General features: G+C 72.8%; 27 protein-coding genes. 19 read left to right on the forward strand and 8 right to left on the reverse strand.

All coding sequences use genetic code 11. The annotated features are described in order from the left end of the window. Positions 1-80 precede the first annotated feature (80 nt). The 5 genes from lysS to mshA all read left to right on the forward strand — a co-directional run bounded on the left by lysS (position 81) and on the right by mshA (position 4820). On the forward strand, positions 81-1604 hold the full coding sequence (lysS, locus tag ACLQ14_RS17525) for a lysine--tRNA ligase (RefSeq protein ID WP_425815485.1): 1524 nt from the start codon (positions 81-83) through the stop codon (positions 1602-1604). Between the two features lie 43 nt (positions 1605-1647). Beyond that, on the forward strand, positions 1648-1845 hold the full coding sequence (locus ACLQ14_RS17530; protein ID WP_425815487.1) for a hypothetical protein: 198 nt from the start codon (positions 1648-1650) through the stop codon (positions 1843-1845). 126 nt (positions 1846-1971) lie between these two features. Continuing rightward, positions 1972-2301: a histone-like nucleoid-structuring protein Lsr2 gene (locus ACLQ14_RS17535; RefSeq protein WP_425815375.1), complete on the forward strand. Its 330-nt coding sequence runs from the start codon at positions 1972-1974 to the stop codon at positions 2299-2301. A 75-nt stretch (positions 2302-2376) separates the two neighbouring features. Then, on the forward strand, positions 2377-3507 hold the full coding sequence (locus ACLQ14_RS17540) for a lactonase family protein (RefSeq protein ID WP_425815377.1): 1131 nt from the start codon (positions 2377-2379) through the stop codon (positions 3505-3507). Beyond that, a complete protein-coding gene (gene mshA, locus ACLQ14_RS17545; RefSeq protein WP_425815379.1) occupies positions 3504-4820 on the forward strand; it encodes a D-inositol-3-phosphate glycosyltransferase in 1317 nt (438 codons plus the stop codon). The genes ACLQ14_RS17540 and mshA overlap by 4 nt, the downstream gene beginning before the upstream one ends. On the opposite strand, the gene ACLQ14_RS17550 is transcribed toward mshA, so the two are convergent. Further along, a complete protein-coding gene (locus tag ACLQ14_RS17550) occupies positions 4789-5223 on the reverse strand; it encodes a nitroreductase family deazaflavin-dependent oxidoreductase (protein ID WP_425815381.1) in 435 nt (144 codons plus the stop codon). The genes mshA and ACLQ14_RS17550 overlap by 32 nt on opposite strands. 56 nt (positions 5224-5279) lie before the next feature. On the opposite strand from ACLQ14_RS17550, the gene ACLQ14_RS17555 reads away from it, so the two are divergent. Continuing rightward, a complete protein-coding gene (locus ACLQ14_RS17555; RefSeq protein WP_425815383.1) occupies positions 5280-6017 on the forward strand; it encodes a phosphoglyceromutase in 738 nt (245 codons plus the stop codon). Positions 6018-6126: 109 nt separating this feature from the next. On the opposite strand, the gene phoU is transcribed toward ACLQ14_RS17555, so the two are convergent. Beyond that, positions 6127-6777 carry a phosphate signaling complex protein PhoU gene (gene phoU, locus ACLQ14_RS17560; RefSeq protein ID WP_425815385.1) on the reverse strand — a complete coding sequence of 217 codons (651 nt, stop codon included), beginning with the start codon at positions 6775-6777 and terminating at the stop codon, positions 6127-6129. Between the two features lie 143 nt (positions 6778-6920). Between phoU and ACLQ14_RS17565 the strand changes: the two genes are divergently transcribed. Then, positions 6921-8147 carry a sensor histidine kinase gene (locus ACLQ14_RS17565; protein WP_425815387.1) on the forward strand — a complete coding sequence of 409 codons (1227 nt, stop codon included), beginning with the start codon at positions 6921-6923 and terminating at the stop codon, positions 8145-8147. After that, the gene (locus tag ACLQ14_RS17570; RefSeq protein ID WP_425815389.1) at positions 8144-8881 is read left to right on the forward strand and encodes a response regulator; all 738 of its coding nucleotides are present in this window, start codon (positions 8144-8146) and stop codon (positions 8879-8881) included. The genes ACLQ14_RS17565 and ACLQ14_RS17570 overlap by 4 nt, the downstream gene beginning before the upstream one ends. Here the strand turns inward: ACLQ14_RS17570 and ACLQ14_RS17575 are convergent. Together ACLQ14_RS17575 and ACLQ14_RS17580 are read right to left on the reverse strand one after the other, a co-directional pair. Continuing rightward, positions 8854-9516, reverse strand: a complete 663-nt coding sequence (locus ACLQ14_RS17575; protein WP_425815391.1) for a hypothetical protein — start codon at positions 9514-9516, stop codon at positions 8854-8856. The genes ACLQ14_RS17570 and ACLQ14_RS17575 overlap by 28 nt on opposite strands. Next, positions 9503-9997 (reverse strand): RNA polymerase sigma factor, encoded by a 495-nt coding sequence (locus ACLQ14_RS17580; protein WP_425815393.1) that lies wholly within the window; start codon positions 9995-9997, stop codon positions 9503-9505. Before ACLQ14_RS17580 ends, ACLQ14_RS17575 begins: the two co-directional genes overlap by 14 nt. Positions 9998-10221: 224 nt before the next feature. On the opposite strand from ACLQ14_RS17580, the gene pstS reads away from it, so the two are divergent. The 4 genes from pstS to pstB all read left to right on the forward strand — a co-directional run bounded on the left by pstS (position 10222) and on the right by pstB (position 14319). Continuing rightward, complete coding sequence (gene pstS, locus ACLQ14_RS17585) at positions 10222-11316, forward strand: phosphate ABC transporter substrate-binding protein PstS (RefSeq protein WP_425815395.1); 1095 nt, start codon at positions 10222-10224, stop codon at positions 11314-11316. A 117-nt stretch (positions 11317-11433) separates the two neighbouring features. Continuing rightward, positions 11434-12453 carry a phosphate ABC transporter permease subunit PstC gene (pstC, locus tag ACLQ14_RS17590; protein WP_425815397.1) on the forward strand — a complete coding sequence of 340 codons (1020 nt, stop codon included), beginning with the start codon at positions 11434-11436 and terminating at the stop codon, positions 12451-12453. Positions 12454-12460: 7 nt separating this feature from the next. Then, entirely contained in the window at positions 12461-13429 is a 969-nt protein-coding gene (pstA, locus tag ACLQ14_RS17595) for a phosphate ABC transporter permease PstA (RefSeq protein ID WP_425815399.1), read from the forward strand. 110 nt (positions 13430-13539) lie between these two features. Continuing rightward, positions 13540-14319 carry a phosphate ABC transporter ATP-binding protein PstB gene (pstB, locus tag ACLQ14_RS17600; RefSeq protein WP_425815489.1) on the forward strand — a complete coding sequence of 260 codons (780 nt, stop codon included), beginning with the start codon at positions 13540-13542 and terminating at the stop codon, positions 14317-14319. Between the two features lie 427 nt (positions 14320-14746). On the opposite strand, the gene ACLQ14_RS17605 is transcribed toward pstB, so the two are convergent. Both ACLQ14_RS17605 and ACLQ14_RS17610 read right to left on the reverse strand, forming a co-directional pair. Then, complete coding sequence (locus ACLQ14_RS17605; protein WP_425815401.1) at positions 14747-15334, reverse strand: septum formation family protein; 588 nt, start codon at positions 15332-15334, stop codon at positions 14747-14749. A 46-nt stretch (positions 15335-15380) separates the two neighbouring features. Continuing rightward, positions 15381-15866, reverse strand: a complete 486-nt coding sequence (locus ACLQ14_RS17610; protein ID WP_425815403.1) for a hypothetical protein — start codon at positions 15864-15866, stop codon at positions 15381-15383. A gap of 203 nt (positions 15867-16069) precedes the next feature. On the opposite strand from ACLQ14_RS17610, the gene ACLQ14_RS17615 reads away from it, so the two are divergent. The 7 genes from ACLQ14_RS17615 (at position 16070) to rlmB (ending at position 21527) form a co-directional block, all read left to right on the forward strand. Next, positions 16070-16552: a CarD family transcriptional regulator gene (locus tag ACLQ14_RS17615; protein WP_386799414.1), complete on the forward strand. Its 483-nt coding sequence runs from the start codon at positions 16070-16072 to the stop codon at positions 16550-16552. Between the two features lie 62 nt (positions 16553-16614). Continuing rightward, positions 16615-17346 carry a 2-C-methyl-D-erythritol 4-phosphate cytidylyltransferase gene (gene ispD, locus ACLQ14_RS17620; RefSeq protein WP_425815405.1) on the forward strand — a complete coding sequence of 244 codons (732 nt, stop codon included), beginning with the start codon at positions 16615-16617 and terminating at the stop codon, positions 17344-17346. Further along, positions 17343-17852 (forward strand): 2-C-methyl-D-erythritol 2,4-cyclodiphosphate synthase, encoded by a 510-nt coding sequence (ispF, locus tag ACLQ14_RS17625; RefSeq protein ID WP_425815407.1) that lies wholly within the window; start codon positions 17343-17345, stop codon positions 17850-17852. Before ispD ends, ispF begins: the two co-directional genes overlap by 4 nt. Beyond that, complete coding sequence (locus ACLQ14_RS17630; RefSeq protein ID WP_425815409.1) at positions 17849-18457, forward strand: TetR/AcrR family transcriptional regulator; 609 nt, start codon at positions 17849-17851, stop codon at positions 18455-18457. Before ispF ends, ACLQ14_RS17630 begins: the two co-directional genes overlap by 4 nt. Before the next feature lie 64 nt (positions 18458-18521). Beyond that, complete coding sequence (locus ACLQ14_RS17635; protein WP_425815411.1) at positions 18522-18938, forward strand: PPOX class F420-dependent oxidoreductase; 417 nt, start codon at positions 18522-18524, stop codon at positions 18936-18938. A 42-nt stretch (positions 18939-18980) separates the two neighbouring features. Further along, positions 18981-20468: a cysteine--tRNA ligase gene (gene cysS / locus ACLQ14_RS17640; RefSeq protein ID WP_425815413.1), complete on the forward strand. Its 1488-nt coding sequence runs from the start codon at positions 18981-18983 to the stop codon at positions 20466-20468. 54 nt (positions 20469-20522) lie between these two features. Beyond that, positions 20523-21527 carry a 23S rRNA (guanosine(2251)-2'-O)-methyltransferase RlmB gene (gene rlmB, locus ACLQ14_RS17645; protein ID WP_425815415.1) on the forward strand — a complete coding sequence of 335 codons (1005 nt, stop codon included), beginning with the start codon at positions 20523-20525 and terminating at the stop codon, positions 21525-21527. 52 nt (positions 21528-21579) lie between these two features. On the opposite strand, the gene ACLQ14_RS17650 is transcribed toward rlmB, so the two are convergent. Together ACLQ14_RS17650 and ACLQ14_RS17655 are read right to left on the reverse strand one after the other, a co-directional pair. Beyond that, complete coding sequence (locus ACLQ14_RS17650) at positions 21580-22800, reverse strand: DUF4032 domain-containing protein (protein ID WP_425815417.1); 1221 nt, start codon at positions 22798-22800, stop codon at positions 21580-21582. A gap of 115 nt (positions 22801-22915) precedes the next feature. Continuing rightward, positions 22916-24046, reverse strand: coding sequence for an ABC transporter ATP-binding protein (locus ACLQ14_RS17655; RefSeq protein ID WP_425815419.1), 1131 nt, complete (start codon positions 24044-24046; stop codon positions 22916-22918). Positions 24047-24155: the final 109 nt, after the last annotated feature.

A 24155-nucleotide genomic window follows, 5' to 3' on the forward strand; every position in this document is an offset into this window, starting at 1 on the left:
GAAAGGTCCGCCCGGCGGGTCTCTTCAGGCGCCGCCCGTAGAATCACGGGGTGACCTCCCCCGACCCCGCGCGTCCCGCAGTGCCCACGAACCCGACCGCCGCGACCTCGCCCGAGGCCGCCGCGGACGACCTGCCCGAGCAGCTGCGCATCCGTCGCGCCAAGCGCGACCGGCTCCTCGACGAGGGCACGCAGGCCTACCCGGTCGCGGTGCCGCGCACCCACACCATCGCCCAGGTGGTTGCGGGCTACGGCCACCTCGAGGCCGGCCAGGAGACCGACGACGTCGTGGGGGTCGCCGGCCGCGTCGTGTTCCTGCGGAACACCGGCAAGCTGTGCTTCGTCACCCTGCAGGACGGCGAGGGGAACCGGCTGCAGGGCATGCTCAGCCAGGCCGTCGTCGGTGAGGAGTCGCTGGCGCGGTTCAAGGGCGACGTCGATCTCGGCGACCACCTGTTCCTGCACGGCCGCGTGATCAGCTCGCGGCGCGGCGAGCTCTCCGTCTTCGCCGACGAATGGACGATCGCCGCAAAGGCGCTCCGCCCGTTGCCGGTGCTGCACAAGGACCTGTCCGAGGAATCGCGCGTGCGGCAGCGGTACGTCGACCTGATCGCGCGCCCGGCCGCGCGGGACATGGTGCGTTTCCGTGCCGCCGTGGTGCGTTCGCTGCGTGAGAATTTTCACCGCCGCGACTTTCTCGAGATCGAGACGCCGATGCTGCAGACGGTGGCGTCGGGTGCGAGTGCCCGGCCCTTCCAGACGCACATGAACGCGTACGACATCGATCTGTTCCTGAGGATCGCGCCGGAGATCTTCTTGAAGAAGGCCGTCGTGGGCGGCGTGGAACGCGTCTTCGAGATCAACCGGAACTTCCGGAACGAGGGCGCTGACTCGACCCACTCCCCGGAGTTCGCGATGCTCGAGGCGTACGAGTCCTACGGCGACTACGACACGATGGCGGCGCTGACGCAGAACCTCGTGCAGACCGCTGCGCAGGACGCGCTCGGCACGACGACGGTCACCCTGCCGGACGGCTCCGAGTACGAGCTCGGCGGCGAGTGGACGAGCCTGACGATGTACGGGTCGCTCTCCGAGGCGCTGGGGGAGGAGGTCACGCCGGAGACGTCGGTCGAGCACCTCACGAAGCTCGCCGAGCGCCTCGAGGTGGTGCACGACCCGAAGCGAGCGAGCCACGGCAAGCTCGTCGAGGTGCTGTGGGAGCACCTCGTCGGCGACCACCTGGTGGCGCCGACGTTCGTCCGCGACTTCCCGGTCGAGACGTCCCCGCTCACGCGTGACCACCGCACGATCCGCGGTGTCGTGGAGAAGTGGGACCTGTACGTGCGCGGCTTCGAGCTCGCGACCGCCTACTCCGAGCTCGTGGACCCGGTGATCCAGCGCGAGCGGTTCGAGGCGCAGGCGCTGCTGGCCGCGTCCGGCGACGACGAGGCCATGCGGCTCGACGAGGACTTCCTGACCGCGATGGAGTACGCGATGCCGCCGTCGGGCGGGATGGGAATGGGCATCGACCGGCTCCTCATGGCGCTGACGGGCCAGGGTATTCGGGAGACGATCCTCTTCCCGTTGGTCAAGCCGGCGCAGTGAGAACGATGAGCGAACTGCCGGGTCGAAAGGTGGCGTGACGGCGATGGTCGGTGTTCTGGAGGCGGTCGTCCCGTCGATCGCGGTGGGTTTGATCTTCTGGCTCGCGATGCGTTTCGTGGTGCGCGCGGACCGGAACGAGCGGACCGCTATGGCGGCGCTCGAGGCGCAGGAGGACCGGGAACGCGCGGCGAATTCCGCAGCCCCCGGGCGCGGTGGTTCGGACCCGACGGAGAATGTCTAGCGCATTCTCCGCCGCCGCCGACGCGTGGTATGGCGTGTCTGCTTTGACGGTGCCTGTTCTCGGTGGCATCCTCGTGATGTCCTTCGATGCAGTATTCCGACAATGCAGGAATTGTGAGGTGCCCCTGTGGCTCAGAAGGTTCAGGTCCTCCTCGTCGACGATCTCGACGGTGGTGCGGCCGAGCAGACGGTGACGTTCGCGTTGGACGGGGTCTCGTACGAGATCGACCTCAACGACAAGCACGCCGCCGAGCTGCGTGAGGCGTTCGCCACGTGGATCGGCCACGCGCGCAAGGTGACCGGCCGCGCGGCGACGCGACCGGGACGCCGTCCGGCGCGCGGCGGGGGCTCGGAGGCGACCCAGGTGCGTGAGTGGGCCCGCGCCAACGGCCTCACGGTCTCCGACCGGGGCCGCATCCCGGCCGACGTCAAGGCCAAGTACGACGCGGCGCACTGAGCGACCGCACGCCGTACGACGAGGGCCCGGCACCGGTGGTGCCGGGCCCTCGTCGCGCGTGACTACGCTCGTCGCATGACCTTTCCCCCCGCCGAGCCCGCTTCCTCCGACGTCCGCCGGCTCTGGCTCGGCACGTACCCGGTCCCGGGGACGGCGTCGGGCACCGGGGAGGGCGTGTGGCGCGTGGACCTCGACGTCGCGGCGGGGCGGTTCGACGGCGCGCGGCAGGTCGTGGTGACGCCGTCGCCGTCGTTCGTGGCGCTGTCGCCGGACGAGCGGACGCTGTACGTGGTCGGGGAGGAGAGCTCGGGCACCCTGTCGGCGTTCGGTGTCGACGGTGACCGGCTGGAGCCGCTCGGCACGGTCCCGAGCGGGGGAGCTGACCCCTGCCACGTCGTGGCGGCCCCGGCGGCGGTCTGGGTCGCGAACTACTCGAGCGGCACCTTCACGACCGTCCCGCTCGACGGCTCGGGGGCCTTCGCGGGTGAGCCCACGGTGCACGCGGGCGAGGGGAGCGGCCCCGACGCCGACCGTCAGGAGGGCCCCCACGCGCACTTCGTGGTCGCGACGCCGGACGGCACAGCCGTGTGGGTCGTCGACCTCGGCGCGGACGTGGTCCGGCGCTACCGGGTGACGGGCGACGGCGCGGGCACGGCGCCGGCGGGCACGGCCGTCACGCTCCCGCCGGGGACCGGCCCGCGGCACCTCGTCTTCGGCGCGGCGGGCACCGCGGGGGAGGGCTTCGCGTTCGTCGTCGGCGAGCTCGACGACCAGGTGCACGTGCTCGCCCTGCGCACCGACGACGACGGACTGCTCGCCGCCGCGCCCGTCGCCGCGGTACCGGCGTGCGTCACCCCTGGCCCGGAGGGTGTGGGGTCGTTCCCGTCGCACGTGGCGCTGAGCTCCGACGGCTCGCGGCTGTACACCGCGGTGCGCGGCCCGGACGTCGTCTCCGTCTTCGACGTGGTCCGGGACCCGGGCGGCGTGCGGCTCGTCCACCGCGCCGACGCCCCGCTCGCCGGCGTGTGGCCGCGGCACTTCGCGGTGCTCGACGCCGCCGGCGGCGACGTGCTCGTGGTCGCCGGCCAGGACTCGTCGACGCTCGAGGCGCTGCGGGTCAGGGCCGACGGAGCCACCGAGCCGCTGGCCTTGCTGACGCTCCCGAGCCCGGCGTGCGTCGTCGAGCGGCGGATACTGGAGGGGTGACCGACCCCCGACCGCTGCACGTCGCCATGCTCAGCGTCCACACGTCCCCGCTGGACCAGCCCGGGACGGGCGACGCGGGCGGCATGAACGTGTACGTGACGGGGCTCGCCCGGGCGCTGGCGCGCGAGGGTGCGACGGTCGAGATCTTCACGCGGCGCACGTCGGGGGCCCAGCCCGACCTCGTGCGGCTCGCCGACGGCGTGTGCGTGCGGCACGTGACGGCGGGGCCGTTCGAGGGGCTCGACAAGAACGACCTGCCGGGGCAGCTCTGCGCGTTCACGGCGGGCGTGCTGCGCACGGAGGCGTGGCGCGAGGCCGGCTGGTACGACGTCGTGCACGCGCACTACTGGCTCTCGGGGCAGGCGGGCTGGCTCGCCGCGGACCGCTGGGACGTGCCGCTCGTCTCGACCATGCACACGCTGGCGCGCGTGAAGAACGCGGCGCTCGCGCCGGGCGACACCCCCGAGCCGGCGGGGCGGGGCATCGGCGAGGAACAGGTCGTGGACGCGTCCGACGCGCTCGTCGCCAGCACGGCCCAGGAGGCGCGCGAGCTGACCGCCCTGTACGGCGCGGACCCGGCGCACGTGCACGTCGTCGAGCCGGGCGTCGACCTCGAGGTCTTCCGGCCCGCGCCCGTCGCTACGGAAGGGCTGGGCCGGGCCGCCGCGGCGGCGGTCGTCGACGCCGACCGCCGGGCACGCCGCGCCGCGCTCGGGCTCCCGCCCGACCGCCCCCTGGTGCTGTTCGCCGGGCGCGTTCAGCTGCTCAAGGCGCCCGACGTGCTGGTCCGCGCGCTGGGCGTCCTGAGCGACCACGACCGGCTCGTGCCGACGCTCGTGGTGCTCGGGGGAGCGAGCGGTCGCCCGACGGCGGTGCGCGAGCTCCAGGCTCTCGCAGCGCAGCTCGGCGTCGAGGACCGGCTCGTCGTCCGGCCGCCCGTGCCCGCGGACGACCTCGTGTCGTACCTGCGCGCCGCCGACGTCGTGGCGGTGCCCTCGCACTCCGAGTCGTTCGGCCTGGTGGCCGCCGAGGCGCAGGCGGCCGGCACGCCCGTGGTCGCGGCCGCCGTCGGCGGGCTCCCGACCGTGCTCGACCACGGCGCCACGGGGATCCTCGTGGGCGACCACTCGCCCTGGACCTGGGCCGACGCGCTCGGCGACCTGCTGGACGACCCGGAACGTCGGGCCGCCCTGCGCGAGGCGGCGCTGGCGGCGAGCCCGCGGTTCGGCTGGGACCGGGCCGCGAAGGAGATGCTCGCCGTCTACGCCGACGCGCGGGCGGTCAGGCGCGCTCGAGCACGAGCACGGGGATGACCCGGTCGGTGCGCGTCTGATAGTCCGCGTAGTCCGGGTAGGCGGCGACGGCGCGCTCCCACCACACGTCGCGCTCGGCGCCGTGGGCCTCGTGCGCGACGTAGTCGTGCCGCTCGGGGCCGTCCTGCAGCTCGACCTCGGGGTGCGCGACGACGTTGTGGTACCACTGCGGGTGCTCGGGCGCGCCGCCCAGCGAGGCGACGACGGCGTACGCGCCGTCGTGCTCGACGCGCATGAGCCCGTGCTTGCGGACCTTGCCCGAGCGCGCGCCCTTGCTCGTGAGGATCACCACGGGCATCCCGCGCATCGTCGTGCCCTTCGTGCCGCCCGACGACTCGTACAGGGCGACCTGGTCGGCGGTGTGGGCGGACGGGCTGGGGACGTACTCTCCGGTCACTGGCATGTCCACGGAACGTCGCCGCGGCACGCGGGCATTCCGGGTGCGGCAAAATGGGGAGCATGACCTACACCCTCGTGCTGCTCCGCCACGGCGAGAGCGAGTGGAACGCCAAGAACCTGTTCACCGGCTGGGTGGACGTCGCCCTCTCCGAGAAGGGCACCGCCGAGGCGAAGCGCGGCGGCACCCTCCTGACCGAGGCCGGCGTGCTCCCGGACGTCGTCCACACGTCGCTGCTGCGCCGCGCGATCACGACGGCGAACCTCGCGCTCGACGCCGCCGACCGGCACTGGATCCCCGTGAAGCGGAGCTGGCGCCTCAACGAGCGCCACTACGGCGCGCTCCAGGGCAAGGACAAGAAGCAGACGCTCGAGCAGTTCGGCGAGGAGCAGTTCATGCTCTGGCGCCGCTCGTACGACGTGCCGCCGCCCGCGATCGAGGTCGGTTCCGAGTACTCGCAGGACGCCGACCCGCGCTACGCGGACGCCCCGCAGGTGCTCACCGAGTGCCTCAAGGACGTCCTCGAGCGGGCGCTGCCGTACTGGGAGGGCGAGATCGTCCCCGACCTCAAGGCCGGCAAGACGGTGCTCGTCGCCGCGCACGGCAACTCGCTGCGCGCGCTCGTGAAGCACCTCGACGGGATCTCGGACGAGGACATCGCGGGCCTGAACATCCCGACCGGCATCCCGCTGCTCTACGAGCTGGACGAGGACCTCGTGCCCGTCACCAAGGGCGGGACGTACCTCGACCCCGACGCTGCGAAGGACGCGATCGCGGCCGTCGCCAACCAGGGTCGTTGAGCCTCGACCGCTGAGACGCAGCGAAGGCCCGCACCCCTGGGGGGTGCGGGCCTTCGTGCTGCTCAGGGTCTCTCGCGAGGTACCCGTCCGCGCGGGGTTCTTCGCGGGATCAGGCGAGCTCTGCGGGCTCGCCCGTCACCAGGTAGGCGATGCGGCGGGCGACGGAGACGGCGTGGTCGCCGAAGCGCTCGTAGTAGCGGGACGCGAGCGTGACGTCGATGGTCTCCTGGACCGACCCGATCCAGTCGGCGGACAGCAGCGCCCCGAACGTCTGCTCGTGCAGGACGTCCAGGAGGTCGTCGTCGCGCTCGACGGTCGTGGCCAGCGCGAGGTCGCGCGTCTCGAGGAGCGCGGTCGTCCGCCGCGCCACCCGGGTGGCGGCGTCGTGCATCTGGGTGAACGTGTCGCTGACGGTGGGGGGCAGGGCGTGGGCGGGGTAGCTGCGGCGGGCCAGCTGGGCGAGGTGGCGCGCGAGGTCGCCCATGCGCTCCAGGCTCGAGCTGATGCGGAGCGCGGTCACGACCACCCGCAGGTCCGTGGCGACCGGCGCCTGCTGCGCGAGGAGGCGGACGCACTGCTCGTCGAGCTCGCGCTCGCGCTCGTCGATCTCGCGGTCGGAGGCGATGACCTCCTGCGCGAGGGCGAGGTCGGCGGTCAGCACGGCACGGCCCGCGTCCGCGATGGCACGCTCGACCAGTCCGCTCATGGCGGTGAGGTCGTCGCCCACCTGGCGCAGCTCCGCCTCGAAGATCTCTCTCATGCGCGCCACGGTCCCACGCGCGAGCACCCGCCGTCCGGACTCCCGGTGAACGGTACGCCGACGGTCGGTGAACAGTTCGCGGCGGGTGACCGCGTGGTGGCCGTCGCGTCCGGCCCGGCGCGGGACGTCCGTACGCTGGTGGCGTGGACTTCTTCAACGGGGGCTGGAACACGCTCGCGGCAGGGCTCGTCGGCCTGCTGGTGGGCGTGTCCTCCGTGCTCGCGTACTGGCTGAGCGAGCGCCAGCGCTCACGGTCCCGGTCCCGCACGACGGGCGCCGGCACGGACGGCGTCGCGTCCGGAGACGGGCTCGACGAGGGCCTGGTCCGCGTGCTCGCGGTCCTCCGGTCGGCGGCCGTCGTGCTGGACGACGAGGACCGCGTCGTCCGCGCCAGCCCGCCGGCGTACGCGCTGGGGGTCGTGCGGGCGTCGGAGGTCGCGCACGCGGCGATCCGTGACCTCGTGGCCGCGGTGCGTCGCGACGGTGTGATCCGCGACGAGGAGCTCGAGCTGCCGCGCGGGCCGGTCGGCCGGGGGACCGTCGTCCTGCAGGTGCGCGTCGCGCAGGTGACGCCGCACCTCCTGCTCGTGCTGGCCGAGGACCGGACGGAGGCCCGTCGCACCGAGGCGATCCGCCGCGACTTCGTCGTCAACGTGTCCCACGAGCTCAAGACGCCGGTGGGCGCCCTCGCGCTGCTCGCCGAGACCGTGCAGGACGCCGCGGACGACCCGGAGGCGGTCCGGCGGTTCGCCGGGCGGATCGTGACCGAGTCGGAGCGGCTGTCCGCGCTCGTGCACGAGATCATCGAGCTGTCGCGGCTGCAGGCGGCCAGCGCGGCCCAGCAGGTCACCGTGGTGCCGGCTCGCGCCGTCGTCGACGAGGCCGCGGCCCGCGCACGCACCAACGCGCAGTCCAAGGGGATCCGGATCGCGGTCGGCGGCGATCTCGACGCCCGCCTCTACGGCGACCACGCCCTCCTCGTGACCGCGGTGCGGAACCTCCTCGACAACGCCGTCGCGTACTCGGGCGACCACTCGCAGGTCGCGGTGGGCGTGCGGCAGGTCGACGACCTCGTCGAGATCGCCGTCGTCGACGAGGGCATCGGCATCGCCCCCGCGGACCAGGAGCGCGTGTTCGAGCGGTTCTTCCGTGTGGACCCGGCGCGTTCGCGCGCGACCGGCGGGACCGGCCTCGGCCTGAGCATCGTCAAGCACGTCGCGGCCGACCACGGCGGCGACGTCACCGTATGGTCGGAGCCCGGGCACGGCGCGACGTTCACCCTGCGCATCCCTGCAGCCCCCGATGACGTACCCCGGGCGAGGCCCGGCACGACCGACGACCGAACCGAGGAAGAGGAGGTGGATGCGTGACACGCATCCTCGTGGTGGAGGACGAGGAGTCCTACCGCGACCCGCTGACCTACCAGCTCGAGCGTGAGGGCTTCGACGTGGCTGCCGCCGCGACCGGCCCCGACGCGCTGACGACGTACGACGCGCTGGTGCCCGAGGGCGGCGTCGACCTCGTGCTGCTCGACCTCATGCTCCCTGGTCTCGACGGCACCGAGGTGTGCCGCGAGCTGCGCCGCCGCGGCGACGTCCCGGTCATCATGCTGACCGCGAAGGACACCGAGATCGACAAGGTCGTCGGCCTGGAGCTCGGCGCGGACGACTACGTCACCAAGCCGTACTCGTTCCGGGAGCTCCTCGCGCGCATGCGGGCCGTGCTGCGCCGCCGCTCCGCCGCCCAGGCGGGCACCGGGGCCGGCGAGAGCGACAGCGACGGCGAGGCCGACGACGACGTGCTCGCCGCCGGGCCGGTGCGCATGGACGTGGACCGGCACACCGTGACCGTCGACGGCGAGGCCGTGTCGTTCCCCCTCAAGGAGTTCGAGCTCCTCGAGCTGCTGCTGCGGAATGCCGGACGCGTCCTGACGCGCGGCCAGCTCATCGACCGCGTGTGGGGAGCCGACTACGTCGGCGACACCAAGACCCTCGACGTCCACGTCAAGCGGGTGCGCGCCAAGGTCGAGCCCGACCCCGGCAACCCGAAGCACCTGCTGACGGTCCGGGGGCTGGGCTACCGGTTCGTCGACGACGAGGTCTGAGGCCGCGTCGTCGACGTCGCCCCCGAGACGATCAGCTCGAGCTCCTGCGCCGCAGGGGTGTCCGTGTGCAGGGTCGCGGGACCGGTCGGGAAGGCGGCGGGGATCCGGATCGTCGTGGTGAACGCACCGTCCTGGTCGGGGTGGACGGTGGCGAGCCGGGTCTCGTGCGAACCCGACACGAGCGTCAGCCGCACGGTGCGGTAGGCCGGCGGGTCGCGCTTCTGACCCGTGTCGTAGCAGTCGGTCACGAAGTACCTTCCGCTGACGGCGACCGTCTGGCCCGGCTGCACGACCTTCGCCTCGGTCGGCGGGGTGAGGTGGGCGCGCTCGTCCGGCGTTCCGTCGACGGCGATCATCGGTCCCACGCAGGAGGCGCTGCTACCGCCCTGGAGCCCGCGGAAGCTCGGCGCCGCGAGCACGGCGAAGGCGACGAGGACGACTGCTGCGGCGCTCAGCGCAGCCAGCGCGACGAGCCGGCGCCGCCGGCCGGCGCGGCGTCGCCGCAGCTCGTGCGGCCCGGGCGAGGCCGCCCGGGCGGGTTCTGCCGGCCCGGTGACCGTCGTGGGGGCGGGCCCGTCGACGTGGGCGCGCCAGGCGGCGCCCGTCGCGCGGAGCCGGTCGTCAGTCGTGGGCATAGCTGCCTCCGAGGGTGCGTTCGAGCGCGGCTCGGGCGTCGTGCAGCGTGGACTTCACGGTGCCCTCGGCGCACCCCAGGAGCGTCGCGACGTCGCTGACCGGAAGGTCGACGTAGTAGTGCAGGACGACCGCCGCCCGCTGCCGCGGCGCGAGCCGGGCGACCGCACGGCCGAGGTCCGTGGACTCCGGGCCGGCGCCGGGCGCGGTCAGCGCGTCGGAGTGGAGCTCGTCCCAGACGGGGCCGGGCCGTCGCCAGCGCTGCCGTGCCCGGTCGGCCACGATCGCGAGCAGCCACGGGCGGACGGCCCCGCGCGCGGGGTCGAACGTGCGCCGCTTGAGCCAGGCGCGTTCCGCGGCGTCCTGGACGACGTCGTCGGCGTCACCGGGTCCGACGAGCACGTAGGCCAGGCGCCGCATCGCGGGGCGCTGCTCCACGAGCGCCGCGGCGACGTCGTCGTCGGTACGGGCCGCGCTTCTCACGCAGGTCCTCCTGTCGGTGCGGGCGTGGGTGTTCCGTCATGAGTTGTACGGCCTGCACCGCTCGCCGGGTTGGGTCCGTGCCCAGTGTTCACCCCTCGTTCATCCTGGCTGCGCCGCGCGGTCATCCGTCGTCCCTACCGTCTGGGTTGTCGCCGGCGTTCGCCGTCGACGCATCACCGTGGAACAGGATGGAACGACACGTGAACCTCAGCCGACTCACCCGCGTGGGCTCAGCCGTTGCGATCGGCGCGCTCGCCCTCAGCCTTGCCGCGTGCGGTTCCGACGACGCCACGGGGAACGGCTCCGGCACCAGCACCGACGGCGCGAGCGCCGGGGGCAGCCTGAGCGGGGAGCTCAACGGTGCGGGCTCGTCCGCCCAGGGCAGCGCGATGGACGCCTGGCGCTCCGGCTTCCAGTCCGCCAACACCGGCGTGACCGTGAACTACGACCCGATCGGCTCGGGCGACGGCCGCAAGCAGTTCCTGAGCGGGGCGGTCCAGTACGCCGGCTCGGACGCCTACCTCAAGGACGACGAGATCGCGCAGGCGAAGACCACCTGCCAGAACGGCGACGTCGTCGAGCTGCCCGTCTACATCAGCCCGATCGCGATCGCCTTCAACCTCAAGGGCGTCGACTCGCTGAACCTCGACGGCCCGACGGTCGGCAAGATCTTCAACGGCAAGATCACCAAGTGGAACGACGCCGCGATCGCGAAGCTGAACCCGGGCGTCAAGCTCCCGAGCACGGCGATCACGCCGGTGCACCGGTCGGACGACTCGGGCACGACGCAGAACTTCACCGAGTGGGTCAAGGCGAACGCGGGCGCCGCGTGGCCGTACGACGCCGCGCAGACCTTCCCGGTCAAGGGTGGCCAGTCCGCGCAGGGCACCTCGGGCGTCGTCCAGACGATCAAGGGTGGCGAGGGGACCGTCGGCTACATCGACTCCTCGCAGGTCGGTGACCTCGGCTCCGCCAAGATCAAGGTCGGCGACTCGTTCGTGGCGCACTCGGCCGACGCGGCCGCCGCCGCGGTGAGCCAGTCGAAGGTCGTCTCGGGCCGCGCGACGTCGGACATCGCGATCGACATCGACCGCACGCTGACCGACTCGTCGACGTACCCGCTGGTGCTCGTCTCGTACGACATCGCGTGCACGACCTACAAGGACGCCAACACGGCCGCACTGGTCAAGGGCTTCCTCAGCTACGCGATCAGCGACGCCGGCCAGCAGGCCGCGGCCTCGGCCGCCGGTTCCGCGCCGCTCTCGTCGGACCTGACCACCAAGGCTCAGGCCGCGGTCGACGCGATCAAGGCCGGCTGACCGGTCAGGACGACGTGGTGACCGGTGCCGGTGGGCGGGGCGTGATGCGCTCCTCCCGCCGGCACCGCCTCGCCCCCCACGGGGCACGGCGCGGACCACGATGACGAAGGAGACGGTGTGACCACCACGACCGCCGACGCCCGGGACACCAGCCCGGCGCCGTCGAACGGGCCCGACCGGCCGCGGCCGCCGCGCCGCCGCACGCGCGCGGCCGACCGCGGTCTCAACCGGGCGTTCCGCTATCTGGCGACGAGCGCGGGGACGATCATCCTGATCGCGCTCGCGGCGGTCGCGGGCTTCCTGCTCTGGCAGGCCTGGCCGGCGCTGACGTCGAGCGGCTCGGAGATCGCGTCGAAGGTGAGCTTCTTCCAGGGACAGGGCTCCCTGGCGTCGTACCTCGGCCCGCTGATCTTCGGGACGCTCCTGTCGGCGGCGGTCGCGCTGGCGGTGGCGACGCCGCTCGCCATCGGGATCGCGCTCTTCACCTCGCACTACGCGCCGCGTCGGCTGGCGTCGGCCCTGGGCTGGGTGATCGACCTGCTCGCGGCGATCCCGTCGGTCGTCTACGGCCTGTGGGGCGCGCTCGTCCTCGCCCCCGCGATCCAGCCCGTGTGGCAGTGGGTCTCGAACGTGCTCGGCTGGATCCCGCTGTTCAAGGGGCCGGCGGCCGACCCGGCCCGCGTCCTGATGACCGTCTCGCTCGTGCTCGCGGTGATGATCCTGCCGATCATCACCGCCGTGTCGCGCGAGGTCTTCCTCCAGACGCCGAAGCTCCACGAGGAGGCGGCGCTCGCGCTCGGCGCGACCCGGTGGGAGATGATCCGCACCGCCGTCCTGCCGTTCGGCCGCTCGGGCGTCGTCTCCGCGGCGATGCTGGGCCTGGGCCGCGCGCTCGGCGAGACCATGGCCGTGGTCATGATCCTGTCGCCGGGGCTCACGTACTCGTTCGCACTGCTCCTCGCGGGCAAGCAGCAGACCATCGCCGCGAACATCGCGCTCAACTACCCCGAGGCGAACTCGCTCGGTATGAGCACCCTGATGGCCACGGGCCTCGCGCTGTTCGTCATCACGATGGTCGTCAACATGGCGTCGCGCTGGGTCGTCGGCCGTCGCAAGGAATTCTCGGGAGCGAACTGAGATGGCCGTGATCCCCTCCACCCTCGACGGCGCCTCGCGGCCCCCGCGCGGCGACGACGTCCGTGCGCTGCTGCGCACGTCGGACGCGCGCCGCCGGCGCAAGGACCGGCTCATGACGGTGCTCGTGAGCACCGCGTTCGTGGTCGCCCTCGTGCCGCTCGTCTGGCTGCTGTGGACCGTGGTCGGCCGTGGCATCGGCCGGCTCGACCCCTACTTCCTGATGCACTCGATGCGCGGCGTGTTCGGCGGCATGGACGCGGGCGGCATCTACCACGCGATCGTCGGCACCGTCTGGGTGACCGTCGGTGCTGCCGTGATCTCCGTGCCGATCGGCATCCTGACCGCGATCTTCCTGGTGGAGTACGGCGCCGGTGGCCGGCTGGCCCGGGCGGTGACGTTCTTCGTGGACGTCATGACGGGCATCCCGTCGATCGTCGCCGGCCTGTTCGCGTACGCGCTGTTCTCGCTGTTCCTCGGCCCGGGCGCGCACTTCGGCGCGATGGGTGCCGTCGCGCTGAGCGTGCTGATGATCCCGGTCGTCGTGCGGTCGACCGAGGAGATGCTCAAGCTCGTCCCGAACGAGCTCCGCGAGGCCGCGTACGCGCTGGGCATCCCGAAGTGGCTGACCATCGTCAAGGTCGTGCTCCGCACGGCGGTCGCGGGCATCACGACGGGCGTCATGCTCGCCGTGTCCCGCGTCGTCGGCGAGACCGCGCCGCTGCTCCTCACGGTGGGCGTGATCGACTCGATCAACTTCAACCCCTTCGAGGGCCGCATGATGACGCTGCCGGTCTACGTGTACCGGCAGTTCACGTCGGGCACGGTGCCGTGCAACAACCCCAACGTCACCTGCATCCCGACGATCAACTACGACCGGGCCTGGGCGGCCGCGCTGACGCTGATCCTCATCGTCATGCTCCTCAACCTGCTCGCGCGGCTCGTGTCCCGGCTCTTCGCCCCGAAGCTGCGGTCATGAGCGCGCACGACGGCGGCGCTCGCCCGGCATCGACGCCGGTGCGCCCGCCGGCCGAGACCCCGAAGCCCGACACCCCGAAGCACGACTCACCGAAGAAGGACGACCCCGCGATGGCACAGCGCATCGACGTCAAGGACCTCAACATCTACTACGGCGACTTCCTGGCCGTCGAGGGCGTCACGATGACGATCGAGCCCCGCTCGGTCACGGCGTTCATCGGCCCGTCCGGCTGCGGCAAGTCGACGTTCCTGCGCACGCTCAACCGCATGCACGAGGTCATTCCGGGCGCGTCCGTCCACGGCAGCGTCGAGATGGAGGGCGTCGACCTCTACGGCGCGGACATCGACCCGGTCGCGGTGCGCCGCCAGATCGGCATGGTGTTCCAGCGCCCCAACCCGTTCCCGACCATGTCGATCGCGGAGAACGTGCTCGCAGGCGTCCGGCTCCTGAACAAGAAGATCTCCAAGTCCGACGCCGCGGACCTCGTCGAGCAGTCGCTGACGAGCGCGAACCTGTGGAACGAGGTCAAGGACCGGCTCCAGAAGCCGGGCGCCGGGCTCTCGGGCGGTCAGCAGCAGCGTCTCTGCATCGCCCGCGCCATCGCGGTCCGACCGCAGGTGCTCCTCATGGACGAGCCCTGCTCGGCCCTTGACCCGATCTCGACGCTCGCGATCGAGGACCTGGTGACGGAGCTGAAGAAGGACTACACGATCGTCATCGTCACGCACAACATGCAGCAGGCCGCCCGCGTGAGCGACCGGACGGGGTTCTTCAACATCGCGGGTACCGGCAGCCCCGGCAAGCTCATCGAGATGGACGACACGGGGACCATGTTCTCGACGCCCAAGGAGAAGTCCACCGAGGACTACATCTCCGGCCGCTTCGGGTGAGCCGTCCGCGTCGGCCGTGATGCCCTGTTCGCCGACGGTGACGCCGCGTTCGCCGACGGTGACGTAGGCGGTCGTGGTTCCGTCCGCGGGTGGGTTCGGACAGGCGGTTCGGACTGCGTCGCCTTCAGGCCCCGGGGGGCCTTCTGGCTCCTTGACGTCCTTCACCACCTGCCCGAACCCGCCCGCTCGGGTCGCAAGCTCGCCACCGTAGCCGGGCTGCGCCGTCGTCGTCGAGCATGCGGACAGCCACCACCCGAGCCGCCGACCATGCGATAAGCCACCACCCGGGTCACCGACCATGCGAGCACGCACATGTTCGACGCTGAGAAGGGGTCTGCGCGCATGGTCGGCGCGGAGGACGACGGCCGAGCGCGTGCGCGCCACACTGCCGGACCGCCCGCCCCAGCCGAAGACCGCAGGCGCTACCTCAGACAGTCGAGGCGTCGGCCGGATCGGTGGAGGAGACCGCGGGCGACGGCGTCGGGCGCAGGCGGTCCACGTAGGACCGGCTGACCTTCTGGGGGAGCAGCAGGACGCACTGGACCAGTCGGTCGCCGTCCATGTTCCAGCCGTCCTCGGTGGGGACGTAGTCCGTGTAGTCGAGCGACGTGGCGTCCTCGTACGCGAGGCCGGTGAGGGCGGTGAACTGCGTGTCGCAGTAGTCGTCGGCCTGGTCGCCGACGGCGTCGTCGCCGGGGAACTCGCCGGCGGGCAGCATCGTCTCGGCGTAGATCTCGGCGTCGTGCGGGTCGGAGCACGGGGTCACGGGCACGGAGTCGACCTCGGTGGACGCCGTGGCGGTCGAGTCGAAGTCGCCTCGCTCCGCGAGCAGGCAGTCGCCCACGTGCAACGAGTAGACGTCGGCCTCGCCCGCGGCGGTGATCTGTCCCTGTGGGTGGTCGCGCGAGGCGTCAGGCGGGCCGGAGACGATCCCGCATCCCGCGGTCGCCGCGGCCAGGGCGAGCGCGACGAGACCGAGCGCGAGCCTGCGTGCTCGCGCCGGCGACGTCGTCATCAGGAGGCCAGGAAGGCGTGCGGCGCAGGGGGCGAACCGGTGCGGCTCAGCCCTGGGCCGACGCGGTCGGGACGAGCGTCGTGTACTCCGGGAGCGTCCCGTCGAGCACGGGCACCTTCACGGTCTCGGTGGCGTCGCCGACCGTGATCTCCACGGGGAGGACGGCGCCCGGGGCCGCGTTCGTGGTGTCGAACACGACGTCGTGAGCGTCGTCGCCCGAGCCGAGCTTCGTGGTGGACGAGGGGTCCACGGAGACCGTCGAGGACGACGCGCCGTCGGGCATGACGGTCACGGTCGCGCCGTCGGAGCCGCCGTTGTAGAAGGAGCCCAGCAGGCGACCGGGGTCGCCCTTGCCGTCCGACAGGACGAGCAGGTTGATGCCCTTGACGTCGCCCACGACGACGTCGATGCCGTCGGACGGCTGGTAGGGCTTGTCGGTCTGCGTGGGGGCGCAGGCGGAGAGCGCGGCCGCGCTCGCGAGGGCCACCGGGACCGCGAGGAACTTGCTCATGCGGGCGGTGCTGCGGTTCACGTGCGGTCTCCAGGGACTTGTCGGGTCGGGGCCGCCCCCAGACTATCGTTCCGCGCGCGATGCTCGCGCGTTCCGGGGCGTGCCGTGGGCCACGTCGTCGGGCCTGGTGGCGGCGGGTCCGCGGGGCTTCGCGGGCTTCTCGCCCAGCGGGAGGCGGAGGGTCGCGTGGTAAGATGGCCCTCCGCGAAAGGGGACATCTGAAGATGACTTTCACTGTAGGGGAGACGGTTGTCTACCCGCACCACGGCGCAGCCCTCATCGAGGAGATCAAGACGCGGACCATCCGTGGGGAGGACAAGCTCTACCTCAAGCTCCGGGTCGCCCAGGGCGATCTGACCATCGAGGTCCCCGCAGAGAACGTCGACCTCGTCGGAGTGCGTGACGTCGTCGGCCAAGAGGGTCTCGACCGGGTGTTCGAGGTTCTGCGCGCGCCCTACACCGAGGAGCCGACCAACTGGTCCCGCCGGTACAAGGCCAACCTCGAGAAGCTGGCATCGGGCGACGTCATCAAGGTCGCCGAGGTCGTGCGTGACCTGTCGCGCCGGGACGCCGACCGCGGCCTCTCGGCCGGTGAGAAGCGCATGCTCGCCAAGGCACGGCAGATCCTCGTCTCGGAGCTCGCGCTCGCCGAGCACACCGAGGAGGAGAAGGCCGAGGCGATCCTCGACGAGGTGCTCGCCAGCTGAGCGGGTCCACGTCCGGGTCCGCCCCGGAACACGAACAAGCATCACGCGAAGGCCGGTCCGCGATGCGCGGGCCGGCCTTCGCGGCCGTCCTGACGGCGGCCGGCTCCGGCACCCGCCTCGGCGCGGACGTCCCCAAGGCGCTCGTGCCGCTCGACGGCGCGCCGCTCGTGGTGCACGCCGCGTCCCGGCTCGTGGACGCGGGCGCGACCGTGGTCGTGATCACGGCGCCGGCCGGCCACGTCGACCACGTGCGCGCCGCGCTGGACGGCACCCGCGGGCTCGGCGCGCCCCGGGTGGTCGTGGTCCCCGGCGGACCCACCCGCCAGGCGAGCGTGGCCGCCGGCCTGGCCGGGCTGCCGTCCGCCGCCGGCCCGATCGTCCTCGTGCACGACGCCGCGCGCGCCCTCGCGCCCACGGCGCTCCTCGTTCGGGTCGCGCAGACGGTGCGGGAGGGTCACGATGCCGTTGTGCCCGTCCTGCCCGTGACCGACACGGTCGTCCGGTTCGTCCCGTCCGCCGACGGTGGTCCCGCCCGTTCGGGGGGAACCGTCGACCGCCGGGGCCTTCGTGCCGTCCAGACCCCGCAGGGCTTCCGGCGCCACGTCCTCGAACGCGCCCACGCCGCCGGGGCCGGCGTCGCGGCGGACGAGGCGACTGCGGCGAGCGACGACGCGAGCCTCGTGGCGGCGCTCGGCGTGGACGTCGCGCTGGTCGACGGCGACGCTCGCGCCCTCAAGATCACCACGGCCCACGACCTCGCCGTCGCGACGCTGCTCCTGACGGAGGGCGCATGACCGCCGAGCGGGCCGGGCTTCCCCGGACCGGCATCGGCACCGACGTGCACGCCTTCGACACCGACCCGGCCCGCGAGCTGTGGGTCGGGGGGCTGCACTGGCCGGGGGAGGTCGGGCTGGCGGGGCACTCCGACGGCGACGTCGCCGCGCACGCCGCCGCCGATGCGCTCTTCTCCGCCGCCGGCCTCGGCGACCTCGGCTCCAACTTCGGCACCAGCGCGCCGCAGTGGGCCGGCGCGCGCGGCACGGTGCTGCTCGCGGAGGCGGCCCGACGGGTCCGCGCCGCCGGCTTCGAGATCGGCAACGTGGCGGTCCAGGTGATCGGCAACCGCCCGCGCCTGGGCCCGCGCCGGGCCGAGGCGGAGGAGGCGCTGAGCGAGGCCGCGGGCGCCGTCGTGACCGTCACGGCGACCACCACGGACGGGCTCGGCCTCACCGGCCGGGGCGAGGGCCTCGCGGGACTCGCGACCGCGCTCGTCGTGCGCGTCGGGCCGGGTGACGCATGAACGAGCGGCTGAGCCACGAGCAGCGCCGCGAACAGCTCGTCGAGGCGGCGCTGGCCGTCGCCCTCCGCGAGGGCGTCGAGGCGGTGACGATCCGGACGGTCGCCCGGGAGGCGGGCGTGCGGCCGGGCGTCATCCACTACGTCTTCACGGACAAGCACGAGCTGCTGGCGGCGCTCAGCCGGCGCGTGGCGGCCATCGCCACGTCGTTCCTCGACGACGCGATCGCGGCCGGCGGCGACATCACCACGACGCTCCACGCGCTCGCCGACGGCATGTGGAAGGGCCTCGAGGCCCGCTCCCACCATCAGCTCCTCACGATCGAGATCGCGACCCTCGGCGCACGCGACGAACGGATGCGCGCCATCGTGCTCGACCAGCTCAAGGAGCAGTGGGCGGCGTCGGAGGCCTACCTGACCGCCGCCGCGCATCAGGCGGAGGTCCGGTACTCGATGGACGTGCCGCTGCTCGCGCGCATGGTGTCGGCGGAGATCGACGGCATCCAGATCGCGTGGATGGTCGAGCACGACGATGCCGCGGCCATCGCGTCCTTCCACGCCGTCGCGGACGTGATCCTCGGCACCGTCCGCCCGCTCGGCGCCCGCTGACGTCACGGACGTCCACCTGGCGGACGGCGGGAATGGCCGCGGCGCGCGTCGGATTGGATCGGGCATGACGCAGACGACGACGGCACCCACCCTTCCCGACGACGCGAAGGCGCTCCTCGACGCCCCCGAGCACGCGGTGATCGCCACCATCGACCCGGACGGCCGTCCCCAGCTCTCGGTCGTGTGGGTCGCGCGCGACGGCGACGACGTGCTCGTCTCGACGGTGCGGGGCCGACGCAAGGCCGAGAACCTGGAGCGCGACCCGCGGGCCACCGTCCTCGTGTACGCACGCGACGAGCCGCACCGCTACCTCGAGATCCGGGGCGACGTCACGCTCGTCGACGACGGTCCGGACTCCGAGCTCATCCACCGCCTCGTGCGCGCCTACACCGGCGCCGAGCGGTACACCGGGGACGACGGCACCTCGAACCAGCGGGTGGTCGTGCGGCTCACGCCGCGCCGCGTCGTCTGGCGCGTCTGACCGCATTCTGCCCGGTCGGGGGCGTCCCGGTACCCTTGCCGGGTGACCCTTCGCCTGTTCGACACCGCCACGCGCGACGTGCGGGACTTCGTGCCCGCCGTGCCCGGTGAGGTCGGCATCTACGTGTGCGGGGCCACCGTCCAGAGCGAGCCCCACATCGGGCACCTGCGCACCCAGGTCGCGTTCGACGTCCTGGTCCGCTGGCTGCGCCGTTCCGGGCTCGCGGTCACGCTCGTGCGGAACGTGACGGACATCGACGACAAGATCCTCGCCAAGGCCGCCGCCGCGGGCCAGCGCTGGTGGGAGCGCGCCGCGATCCACGAGCGCGAGTTCACCGCCGCCTACGACGCGGTCGGCGTCCTCCCGCCCACGTACGAGCCGCGCGCGACCGGCCACGTGGTCGACATGGTCGAGCTGATGGCGCGCCTCGTGGAGCGCGGGCACGCGTACGTCGCGGCGGAGGGGGACGTCTACTTCGACGTCCGGTCGTGGCCCGACTACGGATCGCTCACCAACCAGCGGCTCGAGGACCTGACGATCGCGCCCGAGGACCTGGGCGCGGAGGAGCCGTCGACGGCGGGTCTCAAGCGCGACCCGCACGACTTCGCCCTCTGGAAGGCGCCGAAGGACGGCGAGCCGCCGACCGCCGCCTGGCCCACGCCCTTCGGCCGCGGCCGCCCCGGCTGGCACCTCGAGTGCTCCGCGATGGCGCAGCGGTACCTGGGCGACACGTTCGACATCCACGGCGGCGGGCTCGACCTCCGGTTCCCGCACCACGAGAACGAGCAGGCGCAGTCGCGCGCCGCCGGGTACGGCTTCGCGCGGTACTGGCTGCACAGCGCGTGGGTGACGCAGGGCGGCACCAAGATGAGCAAGTCGCTTGGGAACGGGCTGCTCGTCCGCGAGGTCCTCGCGAAGGCGCCCGCCTCGGCGCTGCGCTACGCCCTCACCGCCGTCCAGTACCGCTCGATGCTCGAGTGGACGCCCGACACCCTCGCCGAGGCCGAGGCCACGTGGGACCGCTTCGCCGGGTTCGTCGCTCGCGCGTCGGAACGGGTCGGGCCGGTCGACGACGCCGAGGTCCGGTCCGCCGCCCTTCCCGAGGCGTTCGTGTCCGCGATGGACGACGACCTCAACGTCCCCGCGGCGCTGGCCGTCGTCCACGAGCACCTGCGCCTCGGCAACACCGCGCTCGCCGCGGCGTCCTCGTCGGGCCCCGACAGCGCCGAGGGTGACACCGCGCGCCGCGACACGAGGGCCGAGCTCGTCGCCGTCCGTGCGATGCTCGACGCGCTCGGCCTCGACCCCGGCGACCCCCACTGGGCCACGACCGGCGACTCGCGGTACGCGCAGGCGCTCGGCGCCGTCGTGCAAGCCGAGCTCGACGCCCGCGCGGAGGCACGCGCAGCGCGGGACTTCGCGACCGCGGACGCGATCCGCGGCCGCCTCGCGGCGTCGGGCATCCTCGTCGAGGACCAGCCGACCGGCGCGCGCTGGAGCCTCGCGGCTCCCGCGTCGCAGGGCGACTGACCGCCTCCGCACCACCACCAGACATCCGCAGCACCACCGACGGCAGGACTTCTCATGGCAGGCAACTCGAAGCGTCGCGGCGCCGTCCGCAAGCCCGGATCCAAGAAGGGCGCGACGGTCGGGTCCGGTGGCCAGCGACGCAAGGCCCTCGAGGGCCGCGGCCCCACGCCCAAGGCCGAGGACCGCACCTACCACGTCGCCCACAAGCGCAAGGCCGAGGCTGAGAAGAAGGCCGCGACCGGGCGCGGCGGCGACCGTTCGCGCGCCGGCCGTGGGTCGACCGGCGGCCGGGGACCCGGGCGCGGCGCGACCACCGAGGTCGTCGCCGGCCGGAACTCGGTCCTCGAGGCGCTGCGCGCCGGCGTGCCGGCGACCACGCTCTACATCGCGTCGCGGCTCGAGGCCGACGACCGCACGCGCGAGATCCTGCAGATCGCGACCGGCCGCGGGTACAACCTCCTCGAGGTGGGGAAGCCCGAGCTCGACCGCCTCACCGACGGCTCCGTCCACCAGGGCGTCGCCGTCCAGGTCCCGCCGTACGAGTACGCGGACCTCGACGACCTCCTCGACGCGGCCGAGCGCAGCGACACCGCGCCGCTGTTCGTCGCGCTCGACGGCGTCACCGACCCGCGCAACCTCGGGGCGGTCATGCGGTCCGCGGGGGCGTTCGGGGGGCACGGCGTGATCGTGCCGGAGCGCCGCGCCGCAGGCGTCACCGCCTCCGCGTGGAAGACGTCCGCCGGAGCTGCCGCCCGTGTGCCCGTCGCGCGCGTCACCAACCTCGCCCGAGCGCTCGGCGAGCTCAAGCAAGCCGGCTGCTTCGTCGTCGGGCTCGACGGCGAGGGGCCCACGGCGATCGGCGACGTCGCGTTCGCGACGGACCCGCTGGTCGTCGTCGTCGGCAGCGAGGGCAAGGGGCTGTCGCGGCTCGTCCGGGAGGCGTGCGACGTCGTCGCGTCGATCCCGATCACCTCGGCCGTCGAGTCGCTCAACGCGTCCGTCGCCGGCGGCATCGCGCTCTACGAGATCGCCCGCCTCCGCTCCGCCGCGACCGAGTAGGGCGCCCCGGCTACTTCGCGAGGTACACGGGGCGGCCCGTCTACCTCGCGGGTCAGGCGTCCTCGCCCAGCAGCGCCTTCTCGTCCCGCCGGTGCCGCAGCACGTTGTCCACGTAGGACTGCACGACCTCCGGCATCGGGACGTCCCGCTGCTGCTGCTCGGACAGGAACCACCGGTGGTCGAGCATCTCGTGGAACAGCTGGGCGGGCTCGAGCTTGCCCCGCAGCTCGCGAGGAACGCCGCGCACGCTGGGCTCGAACACCTCGGTGAGCCAGTCGTGCGCGACGAACGTCTCGTCGTCGTTCTGCCGTTCGGTCGCGGCGACGTAGGCGTCGAGGTCGTTGAGCAGCCGGCGGGCCTGGTTCTCCTGGACGTCGAGGCCGGTGAGCCGCATGAGGCGGCGGGAGTGGTGGCCGGCGTCGACGACCTTCGGCTGGATGCGGACGGTGGTGCCGTCGATGTCCGTCGTCATGGCGAGCTCGTCGACGTCGAAGCCGAGGTCGTTGAGCCGGTCGATGCGTGCGGCGACCCGCCAGCGGTCGGCCGCGTCGAAGCTCTCGGCGGTGGTCAGGGAGGCCCAGAGCTCCTGGTACCGCTCGACGAGCAGGTCGCCGATCGCGACCTCGTCGACGTCCTCGTCGAGCAGCTCGCCCGCGGCGAGGTCCATGAGCTCGCCGATGATGTTGGTGCGGGCCAGGTCGACGTCGTACGTGCGCTGGCCGTCCGTGAGCTGCCGGTGGAGGTCGCCGGTCTCGGCGTCCACCAGGTAGGCGGCGAAGGCCTCGGCGTCGCGCCGGAACAGCGTGTTCGAGAGCGAGACGTCGCCCCAGTAGAAGCCGACGACGTGCAGCCGCACGAGCAGGACGGCGAGCGCGTCGATGAGCCGCGTGAGCGTGTCGGGGCGCAGTGCCTGGCTGAAGAGCGCCCGGTAGGGCAGGGAGTACTGCAGGTGCTCGGTCACGAGGACGGCCTCGAGACGCTCGCCGTCGGGGTCGAGGCGGCCGGTCACGACGCCGACGGGCTCGACGCTCGGCACCTCGAGGCGCTTGAGCTGCCGCAGGAGCGCGTACTCCCGGTACGCGACGGTCTCGCCGATCTCCTTGAGCGCGATGACGCGCCCTGACATCCGGACGAACCGGACGGTGTGTCGGGAGATGCCGCGGGGGAGCGCGGCGATCCGGTCCGCGGGCCAGTCCTCGAGCGGGACGTCCCACGGCAGGTCGAGGAGCGCCGGGTCCGGGGCGGACGCCGTGATCTGCAGGTTGTGGCTCATGGTTCCGTCATCCTCCCAGGCGCGGCGCCGTCGGGCCCGCTGATGGTGCGGCGCAGACGCACCGCGGGGCGGGCCCGGAGATCCGGACCCGCCCCGCGGCGTGCGACGTACGTCGTCAGGACAGGCGCAGGCCCGTCGCCGCGGAGAAGACGTGCTCCTCGCCGGGACGGATCGTGACGTAGACGCGCTCGCCCTTCATGGGGACGTTGCGCGGGTCGACACGCACGATGACCTGGTTGTCGCCGGCGCCCGAGGTGATCACGGTCTCGCCCTGCTGCGCGGCCGGCCCGCGGAGCGTGCCGTAGACGAACGCGTCGGAGCCGAGCTCCTCGACGATGTTCACCTCGACCGGGAAGGCGGACGCGCTGGACTCGGAGGTGACGTCCAGCGACTCCGGGCGGAAGCCGAGCGTCACCCGGTTGTTGTCCTCGGAGGTCAGCTTGCCCGCGATGTCACGGGGCAGCGCGAGGCGGGCGGGCCCGACCTCGATGTTGCCGCCGTTGACGTCGAACGTGCCGATGTTCATGGCCGGCGAGCCGATGAAGCCGGCGACGAACACGTTCTGAGGCGTGTCGTACATCTCGCGCGGGGTGCCGACCTGCTGCAGGAGGCCGTCCTTGAGGACCGCGATGCGGTCGCCCATGGTGAGCGCCTCGGTCTGGTCGTGCGTGACGTAGACCGTGGTGACGCCGAGGCGGCGCTGCAGCGACGCGATCTGCGTGCGGGTCTGGACGCGGAGCTTGGCGTCGAGGTTCGACAGCGGCTCGTCCATGAGGAAGACCTGCGGCTGGCGGACGATCGCACGGCCCATGGCGACGCGCTGACGCTGGCCACCGGAGAGCGCCTTCGGCTTGCGGTCGAGGTACTCGGTGAGGTCGAGGATCTTGGCGGCCTCTTCGACGCGCTGGCGGATCTCGGCCTTCGGGGTGCCCGCGATCTTGAGCGCGAAGCCCATGTTGTCGGCCACCGTCATGTGCGGGTACAGCGCGTAGTTCTGGAAGACCATCGCGATGTCGCGGTCCTTCGGCTGGACGTCCGTGACGTCGCGGTCGCCGATGAAGATGCGGCCCTGGTTGACGTCCTCGAGTCCCGCGAGCATGCGCAGGGACGTCGACTTGCCGCAGCCCGAGGGGCCGACGAGGACGAGGAACTCGCCGTCCTCGATGTGGAGGTTGAGCTGGTCCACAGCGGGACGCTCGGTGCCCGGGTAGACCCGGGTCGCGTGGTCGTACGTGACCGTAGCCATCGTTGCTACTTCCCTTCACCGGCAGGTACGTGCCGGACGATCCGTCGTGACGGGATGGTGGGACGACGAACGTCGTCCCGGGAGCATGCTATCCGACCGCGAGGGGTGC

Source organism: Luteimicrobium sp. DT211 (genome assembly GCF_049844995.1).
Lineage (GTDB): Bacteria > Actinomycetota > Actinomycetes > Actinomycetales > Cellulomonadaceae > Luteimicrobium.